The 14,005-nt window shown below is 53.5% G+C and carries 11 protein-coding genes; 3 read left to right on the top strand and 8 right to left on the bottom strand.

What is annotated here, in order from left to right:
- The first annotated feature begins 11 nt into the window (after positions 1-11).
- On the top strand, positions 12-704 hold the full coding sequence (locus FIV00_RS09160) for a substrate-binding domain-containing protein (RefSeq protein WP_247649365.1): 693 nt from the start codon (positions 12-14) through the stop codon (positions 702-704).
- Positions 705-935: 231 nt separating this feature from the next.
- The gene (locus tag FIV00_RS09155) at positions 936-1,967 is read left to right on the top strand and encodes a GlxA family transcriptional regulator (RefSeq protein ID WP_209006868.1); all 1,032 of its coding nucleotides are present in this window, start codon (positions 936-938) and stop codon (positions 1,965-1,967) included.
- Here the strand turns inward: FIV00_RS09155 and FIV00_RS09150 are convergent.
- The 8 genes from FIV00_RS09150 to FIV00_RS09115 form a co-directional block, all read right to left on the bottom strand.
- Positions 1,964-2,893 (bottom strand): 3-hydroxyacyl-CoA dehydrogenase NAD-binding domain-containing protein, encoded by a 930-nt coding sequence (locus tag FIV00_RS09150; RefSeq protein WP_152500463.1) that lies wholly within the window; start codon positions 2,891-2,893, stop codon positions 1,964-1,966. The genes FIV00_RS09155 and FIV00_RS09150 overlap by 4 nt on opposite strands.
- A complete protein-coding gene (locus tag FIV00_RS09145) occupies positions 2,893-3,627 on the bottom strand; it encodes an SDR family NAD(P)-dependent oxidoreductase (RefSeq protein ID WP_152500462.1) in 735 nt (244 codons plus the stop codon). Before FIV00_RS09145 ends, FIV00_RS09150 begins: the two co-directional genes overlap by 1 nt.
- Positions 3,627-5,045, bottom strand: a complete 1,419-nt coding sequence (locus tag FIV00_RS09140) for an aminobutyraldehyde dehydrogenase (RefSeq protein WP_152500461.1) — start codon at positions 5,043-5,045, stop codon at positions 3,627-3,629. Before FIV00_RS09140 ends, FIV00_RS09145 begins: the two co-directional genes overlap by 1 nt.
- Before the next feature lie 12 nt (positions 5,046-5,057).
- Complete coding sequence (locus tag FIV00_RS09135; protein ID WP_209006986.1) at positions 5,058-5,933, bottom strand: 3-keto-5-aminohexanoate cleavage protein; 876 nt, start codon at positions 5,931-5,933, stop codon at positions 5,058-5,060.
- A gap of 56 nt (positions 5,934-5,989) precedes the next feature.
- Positions 5,990-6,784, bottom strand: coding sequence for an SDR family NAD(P)-dependent oxidoreductase (locus tag FIV00_RS09130; protein WP_152500459.1), 795 nt, complete (start codon positions 6,782-6,784; stop codon positions 5,990-5,992).
- Positions 6,781-8,316, bottom strand: coding sequence for a choline-sulfatase (betC, locus tag FIV00_RS09125; RefSeq protein WP_152500458.1), 1,536 nt, complete (start codon positions 8,314-8,316; stop codon positions 6,781-6,783). Before betC ends, FIV00_RS09130 begins: the two co-directional genes overlap by 4 nt.
- Positions 8,313-9,434, bottom strand: a complete 1,122-nt coding sequence (locus FIV00_RS09120) for an SRPBCC family protein (protein WP_152500457.1) — start codon at positions 9,432-9,434, stop codon at positions 8,313-8,315. Before FIV00_RS09120 ends, betC begins: the two co-directional genes overlap by 4 nt.
- Before the next feature lie 1,200 nt (positions 9,435-10,634).
- Entirely contained in the window at positions 10,635-11,357 is a 723-nt protein-coding gene (locus FIV00_RS09115) for a LuxR family transcriptional regulator (protein ID WP_152500456.1), read from the bottom strand.
- 360 nt (positions 11,358-11,717) lie between these two features.
- Here FIV00_RS09115 and FIV00_RS09110 point away from each other — a divergent pair, with 360 nt between their 5' ends.
- Positions 11,718-13,970 (top strand): methyl-accepting chemotaxis protein, encoded by a 2,253-nt coding sequence (locus tag FIV00_RS09110; RefSeq protein WP_173005924.1) that lies wholly within the window; start codon positions 11,718-11,720, stop codon positions 13,968-13,970.
- Positions 13,971-14,005 lie beyond the last annotated feature (35 nt).

The following is a 14,005-nucleotide window of genomic DNA, read 5'->3' as shown; positions in this document are numbered from 1 at the left end:
GCGAAATCGCATTGGAACATATAGAGCGGCTCCTCGCCGCGGCCGATGAGTTTGCCACCAGTGTCGCTTCGATCAACCGACAGCTTGTCGGGAAAATCGACATAGGCATGATCGATTACACGTTGTCAGACGAACGCAATCCTTTGGTCTCAGCAATACGGCGTTTCAAAGACGATGCGCCGGAGGTCGATGTCAGCCTGATGACTGGAACACCGGCTGAAGTGGAGCGGGCAGTCATCGACGGGAAGCTGCATTTTGGAATTGTGCCGGATTACCAGCGTCATCCCAGTTTGAAGTATCGTCACCTGTATGATGAGGAGGTGGGGCTATTTTGCGCCGGTGAACACCCGATGTCGGTTGCGCTTGATGCCGGGAAAGACCTGAGCCAGGAAGAAATTCTAGAACACGCGCTGGTCTATCGCGGCTATTTTGAAAGCAACAAAATACGAAACCTCAAACAAAATTTCCCGGTTGGGACCATCGTTTTTCAAACCGAAGCTGTACTGGCTTTGGTAGGAGCGGGGGTTTATCTCGGTTTTTTTCCAACTCATTGCACGAGCCAGGCGCTCTACGAATTCAAGGAGTTACGGTCAGATATTTTCCGCTACTCCTCGCCAATTTGCGCTGTGTGGCGCGGTGATCGGAATCAATCACCTGTTCTGCAACAGTTTCTGGAGCTGATCACAGTCGACGCACCCCACTAGCGCTACAAGGTCAGTCCTGTGGATTTTGTTCCGCCTGAAAGCGACCTTCACTCTCTTCGGGACAACTCACTCAAAGAGGGCATTTGGCAAAACAGAAATAGCGGGCGAGATATGTCTCGGTCTGAGCCTGGGTTAATGTAAGCTGGCCAGTTGAACTTCACCGTAAGCGCGCTTTTTGGTACTTTGATAGTTCAAGAAACGCGGCGTTGGCCTCCTGATTGGATCTATGTTTTGGAATTGGTCATTCTTGCGACACCCTACTTCAATCTTGCTGCGACCATGTCGTTTATCGATCCCTTTCGAGCTGCAAACTACCTGATTGGGTCTTCGAAATTCCAATGGAATATTTATTCGGCTCAAGGAGGACTTTTACCATCCAGCAGTGGCCTCGAAGTACATACAAAGGCATTGACAGATGCCGCCTCGTTAAAAGCCGACCTTGTCGTGGTCAGTTCGAGCTGGACGCCCGAACAAAGCTATGCGGATGTCATTACTTCATCGCTGAAACGGTGGGCGCGCGATGGGAGGACAATCGGTGGAATTGACACTGGCGCTTTCGTTTTGGCGAATGCCGGCCTTTTGAACGACAAGAGGGCAACGGTTCACTACGAGCATATCGATGCCCTTAAAGAAACAGCGACCAACACATCAGTTTTGGAAGACCTCTTTGTTGTTGATGGCAGAATTTTTACGTGCTGTGGCGGGACAGCGGCTTCCGATGCCGCGTTGTACTTTCTGAACAGATTTTGCGGATTGAGTATTGCGAATGCGGCCGCAAGATATGTGTTTCATCACGACGTACGCGGACCCGGCAGATCGCAGAATCCTAAGGTGATCGAACCTACGGGACAAGTGACGCCAAATACAGTTAGAAGAGCAATAGACTTGATGGAAGCAAATCTCGAAGACCCGATATCCATCCCAGAAATCTGCAGGCGCATAGCAATTTCGCAGCGGCAGCTGGGTCGTCTGTTCACTCAATTCGTTCGCAAGACGCCTGTAGAGTACTACCGCGACATCAGACTGGACCGTGCACGCGGACTGGTTACGCAAACGGAGATGAAACTCAGTGAGGTGGCGGCAGCCTCAGGGTTTAACAGCCAAGTCCATTTCAGTCGCTCTTATCAGCAAAAATTTGGTTTGCCACCCAACAAGGACCGCGTCGAGGGACGTGTGCCCTTTGAGTTCAGGGCTTGGCCAATGCACAGTCCGACAGCACACCAGCACAATGATACTGAGACGAATTCAGATTTGGGCGACTAGCGTAAATCGCGTGTAGCAGTTTGAATTGCCACCAGCATTTTATCTCGAACACGCGACAGATCTTCTGGAGTTTGTCCGCATGCCTGCTCTTCCAGTCCAGCCACGAGTTGCTCGACAATCTGGTCGTCTAAGCGTGGGTCACCGAGGTCGTCCCACCAACCATTGAACGTATCCTTGAAGTGCTCGCAGAACGACCGGAGCCCCCCTTCTCCCGCCCCAAGGTGAAACAGCATGGTCGGCCCCATTGAGGCCCACCTCAAACCGGGTCCAGCCCACATTGCCTTATCGATATCTTCGACACTCGCAACGCCTTCGATTGCCATATAAATCGCTTCCCGCCAAACAGCGGCCTGCAAGCGGTTGGCAACGTGACCGGGCATGCCTTTGTTTATGCGTATCGTGACCTTCCCTACGTCCTGATAGAATGTTTCCGCCCTCTCCAAAACGTTCGCGCCGGTTCTTGAGTTTGCGGTAAGTTCCACGAGCGGGATCAAGTGTGGAGGATTGAATGGATGTCCGAGTAGAAAACAAGCCGGGTCTTTCCAACCATCCTGCAAAGCTTCCAACGTTAGGCCGGACGTAGAACTCGAAACAATCGTATCCTGTTTCAAAGCCGCTTCGATTTCGCGATAGGTAGCATGTTTGACAGGAAGACGTTCAGGAACGTTTTCCTGGACGAAATCGGCTTCCTCAACGGCTTTTGCGGCCGTGTTTGCAAATGACAATGCATCAGGTTGAGCCCGATCTACGAGCCCGAGTTTCTCAAGTGCAGGCCAGGCTTTTTCGATATATGCCCGGACGCTCCCTTCTGAATCTGTGTCTGGGTCGAATACTGAAACACTACGTCCGGAGGCCAGGAACAAGGCTGCCCAACTGGCGCCGATTACGCCCGCCCCCAGAATGGCAACATGGGAAATCCGTTTCATTAGAACAATCCAGGGTTAAGCGGTGAGGCAGCAGTCATACCGCCATCGAGTGTGAACATTTGCCCCGTAGCAAAGCTCGCATCGTCAGAAGCAAGCCAAACTGCCATCGCTGCAATGTCTGATGGTTTGCCGAAACGCCGGATTGGATGACGTGCGATCGCATCAGTCTCGGCCTTCTTCGGATCCATCGCGAGGTCGAATCCGGCTTCCAGCATGCCTGTTTCGATCCAACCCGGGCAGATTGCATTACATCTGACAGCCGGACCATGATCGACGGCAACCGAACGCGTCAGCCCATGCACAAACGCTTTGGAAGCATTGTAAAGAGCCATGGATGGATCGGCGACTGATCCGGAAATTGATCCGATATTTATGATTGAACCGCCCAAAGACATTTGCGGTATGAACGCCCGACAAACATTGAAGACGCCGCGTGCATTGGTTCCGATAACCTGGTCCCAGTCCTCATCGGAACTGTCCACAACCGTTTTTTCGACCTGAACGCCTGCATTGTTCACCACAACATCGAGTGCACCGAGAGATCTTGCCGCATCAAAAACAGCGTTCGGGTCGGAAACATCGAGGCGAATCCAGCGCGCTTCAAATCCGTCAGGCTGCTCCCCGCGACCACAGGCGACAACGTCCGCTCCCTCGGCGCGAAAGGTGTCGACGATACCCCGTCCAATGCCAGACCGTCCTCCGGTAACGAAAGCCTTCTTCCCTGAAAGCCTCATCAGTGCGCTACCATGACGTGACGGATTGATGTGTAGGCGTCCAGTGCATAGACTGACATGTCGCAGCCGGTACCCGACCCTTTCATGGCAGCCCACGGCATCTCTGGTGTCGCTACACCGTGCGTGTTGACCCAGGTGAAACCGTAGCGCAGCTTCGACGTCATACGCATTGCAAGTCCGACATCCTTTGTCCAGACGGAGGATGCCAGCCCGTAAGATCCGGAATTCGCCGTTTTCAGTGCCTCGTCAGCGTCGCCAAACCGTGAGACCGATACGACGGGTCCAAACACTTCATTTCGCGAAATCTCAGAATTGTTGTCTGCATCTGCAACAATGGTAGGTCTATAGAAGAAACCACTCCCCTCGCCGCTTTCGCCCCCAGCGACCACTTTGCAGGAAGACCGCGCTCGGTCCACGAAGGCGGCCACACGGCTCCTGTGACCTGAAGACACAAGAGGCCCCATCTCCGTACCCTCTGTCTTGGGGGCACCGACTTGTATCTGGTCGACCTGGTTGACAATCGCAGTCAGCAGTTTCTCATAAGAGGCTTCGGCAACAAGAATCCGGCATGGCTGCGCACAGTCCTGCCCCGCATTGAAAAAGCTGCCGTAGCGAATGGTCTCGGCAACAGCTTCGAGATCGGCATCGTCAAAGACGATCACCGGCGCTTTGCCCCCCAATTCCAAGTGAACATGCCGGATCTGATTGGAAGCGGCCCGCATCGCGGCCATTCCCGTTGCAGGCGACCCCGTGACGCTGATCGCTTCCATCTGAGGACTGTTGATGAGTTGATCACCAACGGTGGGTCCTGGGCCATGAACGACATTCAACAGCCCGGCTGGCAAGATGTCTTTAAGAAGCTCTGCCATTCGCAAGGTTGATAGGGGCGTCAGCTCTGACGGCTTGAGGACGATAGAGCATCCGGCCGCGATAGGTGCGGCCAGTTTCCAGGCAGCCATCATCAAAGGGTAGTTCCAGGGCGCGATGGCCGCGACCGGCCCCACCGGATCTCGGCGGATCATGGACGTGTGGCCGGCAACATATTCACCTGCCGCAGACCCCGTCATCGTTCTTGCCGCGCCTGCAAAGAAACGGAAAACATCGATTGTCAAAGGCATTTCGTCGTCATGTGCCGATGGCCAAGGCTTGCCAACATCAAGGCTTTCAAGCTCAGCAAGCTCCCGGCTATTGGTTTCAATAGCATCCGCGATCTGCAGGAGAAGAGCCGAACGTTCCGCAGGCGAGGACGACGAGAATGTTTCAAAGGCTTCCGCTGAACCTCTAACTGCCGCTACGACCTGTTCGGGGCTGGCATCTTTTACCTTGGCAACTTCATTGCCTGTTGCGGGGTCGAGCACACTCCGCGCCTCGCCGTCACCGTCCACCAGTTCGCCGTTTATCAGCAGTTTCGTCTGCATGGTCTGTCCTCTTCAAAATCCGACACGGTCAGCCCCTTTCAAACCCAGACGCTCGCGTGCTTCGGCCGGGGCAGCCACCGTCAGTCCCAGATTTTCAATGATTGTACGAACGCGCTTTACCTGCTGTGCATTGGACGTCGCCAATTCACCTTTGCCGATGAAAAGGCTGTCTTCCAGACCAACGCGGAGATTGCCGCCAAGTATTGCGCTTTGAGTTGCGAACGGCATTTGGTGGCGGCCTGCCGCCAAAACGGACCACTCGTAGGAATCGGCACCAAACAGTTCGTTTGCTTTCTTGTGAAGATGAACGAGATTGTCGATATCTGCGCCCATTCCACCCAAAATTCCGAAGACCATCTGGATAAAGAAAGGCGGTTTGATCAGTCCCTGATCGACGAACCATTTTACGGTGTAGAGGTGGCCGAGATCATAACACTCGAATTCGAATTTGGTTCCATGCTCACCACCAAGCTTTTCTATCGCGTAGCGGATGGTCCGGAAGGTGTTCGGAAAGATGAAATCCTCGGTCATTTCCAGAAAAGGGCGCTCCCAGTCGAACTGGAACTCATGGTATTTCTGAAGCATCGGGAAGATCCCGAAATTTATCGACCCCATGTTGAGCGATGCCATCTCAGGACTGGCATCCGTGGCCGCAAGCAGCCGTTCATCGATGCTCATTCCGAGACCGCCACCTGTTGAAACGTTCACGACCGCGTCGGTCGCCTGCTTGATGACCGGCAGAAATTGTTTGAAGGTTTCGGGCCTCGGATCCGGCTTGCCCGTTTCCGGATCGCGTGCATGGAGATGGATAATTGATGCTCCGGCCTCCGCCGCCTCGATGCTAGCGGTCGCAATTTCGGCAGGTGTGACCGGCAGATACGGCGACATCGACGGCGTATGAATACCGCCTGTCGGCGCGCAGGTTATGATGACGGATCGCGGCACTACAACTTCATCTGCTGCACCTGTGCAGACAGACCTCCGTCAAGTACCCAAAGCTGGCCAGAAGCGTAACGTGCCTCGTCCGATGCAAGCCAAGTCACCAGATTGGCGATATCGGTTGGTGTGCCGTATGTGCGCAGAGGATGCACATCCCGGACAGCTTGCTGCAATGATTCAATGTTTCCACCAGCTCCGCCGGATCCTTCGCCGCTGAAGAAACTCTGCAACATCGGTGTATCTATGTAGCCCGGACAGATTGCATTCACCCGAATGCCTTCGGGGCCATGATCGCAGGCCATGGCGCGTGTCAGAGCATGGACGGCTCCCTTGGTCGCGCAATAGGCCGCGAGACCCGGATCGGCGATGAAGCCATCATAGGACCCGAAATTGATCAGGCTTGCGCTCGACCCAGTTTTGGCGGCCTCACGCATCAGCGGCAAAGCATATTTGGACGTCAGGAACGTCCCCGTCGCGTTAACCGCAAAGCTGCGGTTCCAGTCCTCCAGCGTGGTTTCCTCGATGGTCTTTTCAATTTCGATACCCGCGGCGTTTACGAGAATATCAAGCTTGCCCGCATGGGCACCAACGGTTTCCATCGCATTGATCGCGTCCTGCTCCAGCGTGACGTCAAGCTTCACAAAGGTGCTGCCGTCATCGGCATCGCTTGACAGCGACCCTCCAGGCGTCAAATCAGCTGCGAAAACCGTTGCGCCCTCTTTGATGAAGCGTGCAACGATCGCGCGTCCAATACCTCCGCGCCCTCCGGTCACAAGGGCCGTCTTGCCAGTCAGCATCATGGGTCTTTGTCCGTGGTTGGAGGAAATCGATATCGTCCGGCAGCAGCGGTCCAGTCCATGTGATTGCGTACATACTGGCGGCTGGCATCCGATGGCGGGTCATAATCCCAGGTCTCACCTGCACCTGCTTCCATAGCCGCATGCAAGGCGCGCCGCGCCTTTTGCGTGGCAACCACCTTTGCTCTGAGATCGTCGCCGTCCCATCTTCTTGCGACCTCCGCGGCGAACTCCGCTGCTGCCTCGGCATAAGCGGGGTCGTTCGCCAGATTTGTCGCCTCAAACGGATCCTTGCTCAGATCATAAAGCTGGGGCGGATCAGCGTCACAATGGATGTACTTAAGCCGGCCCCGCCGGATCATGACGACGGGATAGGGCGTCATTTCTGCGCAGTATTCTCCGATTGCCTCATCGACCGGGTCCGGTTCACCGCGCGCCAGCGGCAACAAACTGCGGCCATCGATAGGCATTCCGAGCATGTCTTTTTCACCGCCGCCAATTTCAAGAAATGTCGGCAGCAGATCGACCAGGGAGCAGGCATTTTCCGCGTGTCCATGCACAATGCCGGGTCCTGCCATGACCAGTGGCACGCGCGCGGAATGCTCGAAGAAATTCATCTTGTACCAAAGACCGCGTTCACCCAGCATGTCTCCATGGTCCGCGGTCACGACGATGATCGTGTTCTCAAGTTCTCCTGTCTCTTCAAGGGTTTGAACCAACAAACCCAACTTGCTGTCGAAGTAGCTGACATTCGCCAAATAGGCGTGCCGCGCCTTGCGAATTTCCGCTTCCGTCAGCGGGACATAGGACGCCTCGATGCCGTCCATCAGGCGGCGTGAGAACGGATCCTGGTCTTCCGGGGCAGGCGTGAAATGCGGAAGCGCAATATCGACATCGTCATAAAGGTTCCACCACTCCGGCCGCGCAACATAAGGGTCATGAGGATGGATGAAGCTGGCCACAAGCGCAAAGGGGGCATCGAGACCCTGCGCCTTGTCTCTTGCGGCATCAATCAGCCAGCGCTGGGCCGCAAAACCGACTTCCTCGTCGTAGTCGATCTGGAATGTCGCCAGGCCAACACCGCTTTCCTTGACGGTCTGCATGTTGTGATACCACTTGTCGATCCGCTCATCCGGTGCTTCCCAATCCGGTGTCCAAGCAAAGTCGGCAGGATAAATATCTGTCGTCACTCTGTTTTCGAACCCGTGCATCTGGTCCGGGCCGACAAAATGCATCTTGCCGGACAGACAGGTTCGATATCCAAGGGCTTTCAGGTAATGGGCAAAGGTCGGGATTGAGGCCTTGAATTCGGATGCGTTGTCATAGGCAGCGATCCGGCTGATCAATTGTCCCGACATAAACGCAAAACGTGACGGGGCGCATAGTGGGGAATTGCAATACGCCGCATCAAACCGCATGCCTCGCTTAGCGAGCGCATCCAAATGTGGGGTCTTTGCGACGGGATGTCCGTAGGCTCCGGTAAAGTGGGGCGCTAACTGGTCTGCCATGACCACCACAATGTTGGGGCGGTTCACGCAGCACCTCGTGTGTAGGCGTCTAGGACCAGACCGTGAAAGTGGTGGACCGCATGCTCGGATTTCCCCGATCCCTCAGGATCGTGCACGATCCGTCCTTGTGTGAAAGCCGGTGTGCTCATACCCCTTTGAACGCTTTCAACGAGGCCAATGTCCTCAACCTGCAGCACTTCGTCCAAATAGCGGATGGCATCTCGTTCCATCTCATTTGGTTCCGGGGTCTCCAGGAAGAAGTCATAGGTTTCCAGTGTGCGGTCCGGACCGACCGGAATGATATTCAGCACAATCATGCTGGACCGTCCCGGGTAACGCATAAGGCAAGTTGTCGGCCACAACCACCAAACCGCATGCGTGCGAACCGTGGCATTCGAAACATTATAAGCGGTGTTGGAGGATTGACCGGCATCGGCCATATGGCTTGAATAGATCCCATGCGTGGTCACCTTGTAGGTGTCCATGTCCACAAGATCGCAAAAGTCCTTGTGCGCCGTCGGGCAGTGGTAACATTCCAGAAAGTTGTCGACGACATTTTTCCAGTTGGATTTGATGTCGTATGTCAGCCGGTGCCCGAAGGTCAGTTTATCGACGTCCGGCGCCCAATGGCGGATCTCCGTTTCCAGGTCTCCTGACTGTTCAGAAAGTGCGGCAGCATCAGGATCAAGATTTACGAACACAAAGCCGCAGAATTCTTCAACTTTAACCTGATCAAGGCAGATTTCACCGACGTGAAAATCATGAAGGTTTTCAGTATGCGGTGCGCGGGCAAGCTGGCCGTCAAGCTTGTAGACCCAGGCATGGTAGGGACACATGATCCGAGTCGTCGTGCCTTCTCCCGACATGAGCTCATGTGCTCGATGCTTGCAGACATTATAAAACGCTCTAAGGATACCATCACGTCCACGAACAACCACGATGGGATGGCCGGCAATCTCAGCGGTCACATATGAACCGGGTTTTCGTGTCTTCTCGACATGACACACCCACTGCCAGGTGCGACCAACAATCGACTGAATGTCCGCTCGAAACCACTCAGCATCCGTATAAGCTGAAGCAACAAGTGAATTCGACCGCGCCGGATCCACATCGTAGCCGGCTGTAACGTGCGACAAAGATGACATGGCAAAAAGTCTCCATCCTGGAGATTCAGTCTGCCGTTGAATTGGTGAGCTGAGTTAACTTTTTTGGACACTTAGTTAACTATTTTGGTCACAGCGCATAAATGTAATTGCGTGACTCAGTTGTTGTCGAATTGGCTCCGGATTAATAGAAGGCTTCTTCGCAGGCATTGAGGCAAGCCACGATAGGCTGGGGCACTTTCAGTCACGATTTCAAAGGGAACGCGTGACACAAATCGCCAGGGAAAGTTATCCCGAAAACGAAGGGCATGGTGTCGAGCGCCAATGCTCCCTCTGAGATGATCCTACGCTTTGAATTGGCCCACCGGTAGTCCTAGGAAAACGAAGTATCCAAGAAATGAGAAGGTACCACCAAGCAGAAATACAAATCGTCGAGCTGGGGTAGTGCCGGTAGCGGTCCTCCGCTGCGAAAATTTACAGCTTTTGAATTCTTGGCTGCGCACTAGTTTTCGCTGGTTTGTGAAATAGCCGAACTTGGCATCCGGTCTTGCACCAGATGCGTTACGCTCGTCAGTCAGCGGAAATTCCCTCCACTATTAGAAGATGTGAGCTGAAAACACCGGAGCGTTTTTCCAAGTTTCAAAAACGTGCACGCGTGCGACAGGATAGGACGAACCAACGACTTTCTGGTCGGGTTTCCCTTTCGGTCTGGTTTGCAACTTCCAAAACGCCTGAAGAACTCATCGCCTTCATGGTTGCCCGCACATCCATCTCACGCGCAGGAATATTTTCCAATAAACGAGCGGAAAGATTGACACAGTTCGTTGTGTTCAAAGGTCTATGCCGCTGCATTATAACAGGTTGTAGCCGCGCTGGATTAGAGCGTGAGCCGACATCATCGGATCCAGCAATTTGTTCCGCATGATCATCGGAAGAAAAAGGTCCCCAAGTTCAGCTATCTTTGAGGCAGCATCGATTGACCAGCCGCACCTGAAGTAGTCCCGATTTGATTGTTAGTGCGCGACTGGGGTTTGGCCCGTCCGGACGATGGTGTCCGGTGCCGGTGGTCGGTAGCCAAGGTGCTTTGTGGGCGCTTGAAATTGTACGGTTTCCTATACCGTTCAATCAGGATGCGCAGTTCTTGCAACAGAACAGAAGCCAATCGCGGCGTCAGGCCAAGGCGGTTTTCAAATGAGTTGGCCAGTCTTGGGAAACGAAGACCAGATCCCGTGGAAACCTTCGCTAGGACACTATGCCCGCACGGATTGCCAATGCAATTGCGTGCGCCCGGTTCAACGCACCGAGTTTCTTGGCAGCCGAGATCATATAACTGGAGACGGTGTTTTCAGAAATCGACAAGATGACACCGATCTCATTGTTGGTCTTTCCCTCAGATGACCAGTAAATGCATTCGCGTTCGCGCGGTGTCAGTTGATCATTGGGTTCAGAGACCGCGTCGGCAACCTCAGACACCTGATTGTAGGTGTAAAGAGCAAGCAAGTGTAACGTGGCCAGTTCGTCCGGGTCGAGTTTGCCGCGTTGGCCTGCAAACGACACCGCCCCCCTTCGTCCCAAAGCATCGTATGTCGGAAAGTATACGCCGCCCAGCATACTAAAGTCCTTGAAAAGACTGACAGAGTTCTGGATTTCTTCCGGAGTGCGCTCTTTGTTGACGGTTTCAAGTTCCCATTCAAGCGGTGCAAGAGACCTCCGCAGCTCTGCGACGATAGGACTGTTCACCAACAATTTCATTTCGTCGTAGGCGCGAATGAGCTCGGGTGGCCAATTGCTGACGATCATGTGCGACGACAACTCGGTCGAATTTTGATCCGGCAAAAACAGCACGGCAAATCGCTCGAAACAGAACTCATCGCCAAGCTTCTTGAGAAACTTGAAAACATCGTAGTTGGTTCGCACCTGCGAGAGTTGCCTGTAACACTCCCCAACAAATAAAGTCTTGCCCATTGCCCACTCAATAAATCCCACATCCAGATTTGTTCATTTGTTTGAACGGATGCCGTGACCCAATTGCCTGAACCTTGTCGAAGAGCCAATGCTATCGAACTGGCCAGGCATTTGCTTTCTTCTTCTTATTGGAAGAATTGCTTACCCTTATGTTGGTATTGGGAGATGTTCACGCAATAAAAAAACGACAATGACAGCGAAAAAGCAGTCCTGTGATTTACCCACGTTTGTAAACAAAGACTTAAGAGAGCACCTATGTTTTCTCACCCACGGTTAACCTGAGAACTACGTTCAGTTGTTTTTCGCAACCTCTAGGTCATGCTCGAACCAGATCCAGCTTTAGCGCGCAGGGGTGGCTTGATGCACGCATCAGACAACATCAAAGTAAGTGAACTCGAAGGAACCTCGGTCAGGCAACACAGCAACCAGAAACTGCGCATGCGCATTTTCCAGGGCATTTCCGGACGGCTCGTCGTTGGGCTTGGGCTCATTGTCCTGCTTGGAGTGGCGATCGGGGCGACAGGTCTTTCTTTTCTTTCCTCGGTTGAACGCACTTTGAACCAGATCACCGATGTGACGGCACCTTCGGTTGAAACAGCTGACGATATGATCGCCAATATCTGGGAAACCAATAAGATCGCCGAGGAAATCATCGCCGACGAAGAAATTTCAGATGTTGAACAGCTTGCCATCGAGTTTAGAGAAAAGTCTGAACTCTTCCACGTCTACATGACCGAGCTGGAAGCTCTTGTCGTGGATGAGAGCTTGCTCGCGAACATTGAAGACGCCAGGAGAGAGCATCGCGAATTCATCAAGCACACGAATGAGATGATCCTGGCGCATACAGAAGAACTCAACGAGGAGAAAGCTGCTGTCGAGTTGCTTTCCGAGTTCGACAACAGCGGTGCACAACTTATCAAAATGCTCGATGAATTTGCACTGGAAAATGAAGAGGAAATGGCCAAGGCACAGGCAGAAGGCGATCGAATAGCAAAGTCATCAAACGCGTCGGCAGCGGACGTGAACAATATCTTGAAGGAACTTTTTGAAAGGGACTATCCGGTCGTTGAGGCTGCCCTGAAATTGCAGCGTATCATTATCGAGATGCAGGACACCGCAGGCGAATACCTCGCGGTAGAAGATCCCGATGCTCTTGAGATCCCGTTTGAGGAGTTCCAGGACCTTGCTGAAAATGCATGGCCTTATCTGGAGATCCTCGACTCATTGGCCGAGTCCGAAGAAGACAAGGACGATGCCGCGAAGCTCCGGGTTGCATTTGAGACATGGTTCTCGACGGCAGCGCTGGATGAGCAGCTTTTCGATACGCATCGAGACATGCTGAAGAAAGAATACGAAGCGGACCTTGCCACGGAGATTTTGGAAGAAGATGCCGACGCCGTCGCGACCGCGTTGGAAAAAGTTGCCTCCGCTGCTGACGCGATCAGTGATGGTGCCGACGAAGCAAGCGCTGTGACGGTCGCCAACGCGCAAATGGCCATCGCCGCAGCCGTTGCCTTGCTGATCGCAGTTTCTGCTGTGCTTATGTTGATCGTCAGGAAAACAGTCGTCCATCCGATCGTGGATATGACCAATGCCATGCAGTCGCTGGCCAACGGCAAGCTGGATGTTGAGATACCCGCAGTCGGCAAACAGGATGAGGTTGGCGAAATGGCTGCGGCAGTCGAGGTATTCCGGGACAATGCCATTGAAACGGAAACATTGAGACAGAAGCAGGTAGAGAACGAACGGCGTATTGAGGAAGAAAAGAGAAACGCTACGTTGAACATGGCCGACGAGTTGGAGTCGAGTGTCATGGGTGTTGTTGAACACGTTTCCAACGCCACACAAGAAATGACGGTCACCGCGAAGTCGATGTCGGACTCCTCGGCTCAAACAAGATCAAAAGCAACAACCGTGGCAAGTGCTTCTGAGGAAGCAACAGTGACGGCTCAGACTGTTGCGTCTGCGGCCGAGCAGTTGTCGCAATCTATCCAGGAAATTTCCAGGCAGGTAGAAGACGCCAAAAACGTCGTTTCGAATGGTGAGCAACAGGCCATTTCGACAAACGCGACGGTTCAGAGCCTTGCAGAAGGGGCTCAGAAAATCGGAGATGTCGTAGATCTCATCAATGACATCGCAGAGCAGACCAATCTTCTGGCCCTCAACGCGACAATCGAAGCCGCACGCGCTGGCGAATCCGGTCGAGGGTTTGCCGTTGTTGCGGCAGAAGTTAAAGAACTTGCCTCGCAAACGGCCAAAGCCACCGAAGAGATCAGGCAGCAGATAAGCTCGATGCAGGATTCGACCCAAAAGACGGTCGGGGAAATCGAAACCGTTGTCGAGGCAATGTCCAAAATCAGCGATATGACGACCGCGGTGTCCGCTTCCGTGGAAGAACAGAATACGGCGACACAGCACATTGCCCAAAACATCCAACAGACCGCATCAGGGACGAGGGACGTGTCGGAAAATATCGTCGATGTCAATTCGGCCGCCCAACAGTCCAGCGATGCCGCCGGTCATGTTGTGAAGGTCGTTGGCGAATTGTCGACGCAGGCAGATATTTTGCAAGTTGAGTTGAGCAAGTATTTGGCGACCCTAAGGGCTTCGTGAGAATTCTCAAAAGAGGTTCGTGCGTCGCGTGGGAA

Origin of the sequence: Labrenzia sp. THAF82 (assembly GCF_009363435.1) — a bacterium.
Taxonomy (GTDB): domain Bacteria; phylum Pseudomonadota; class Alphaproteobacteria; order Rhizobiales; family Stappiaceae; genus Roseibium; species Roseibium porphyridii.
Note: the sequence above shows the minus strand (reverse complement) of the source record. Positions and strands in the feature narration are given on the sequence as shown.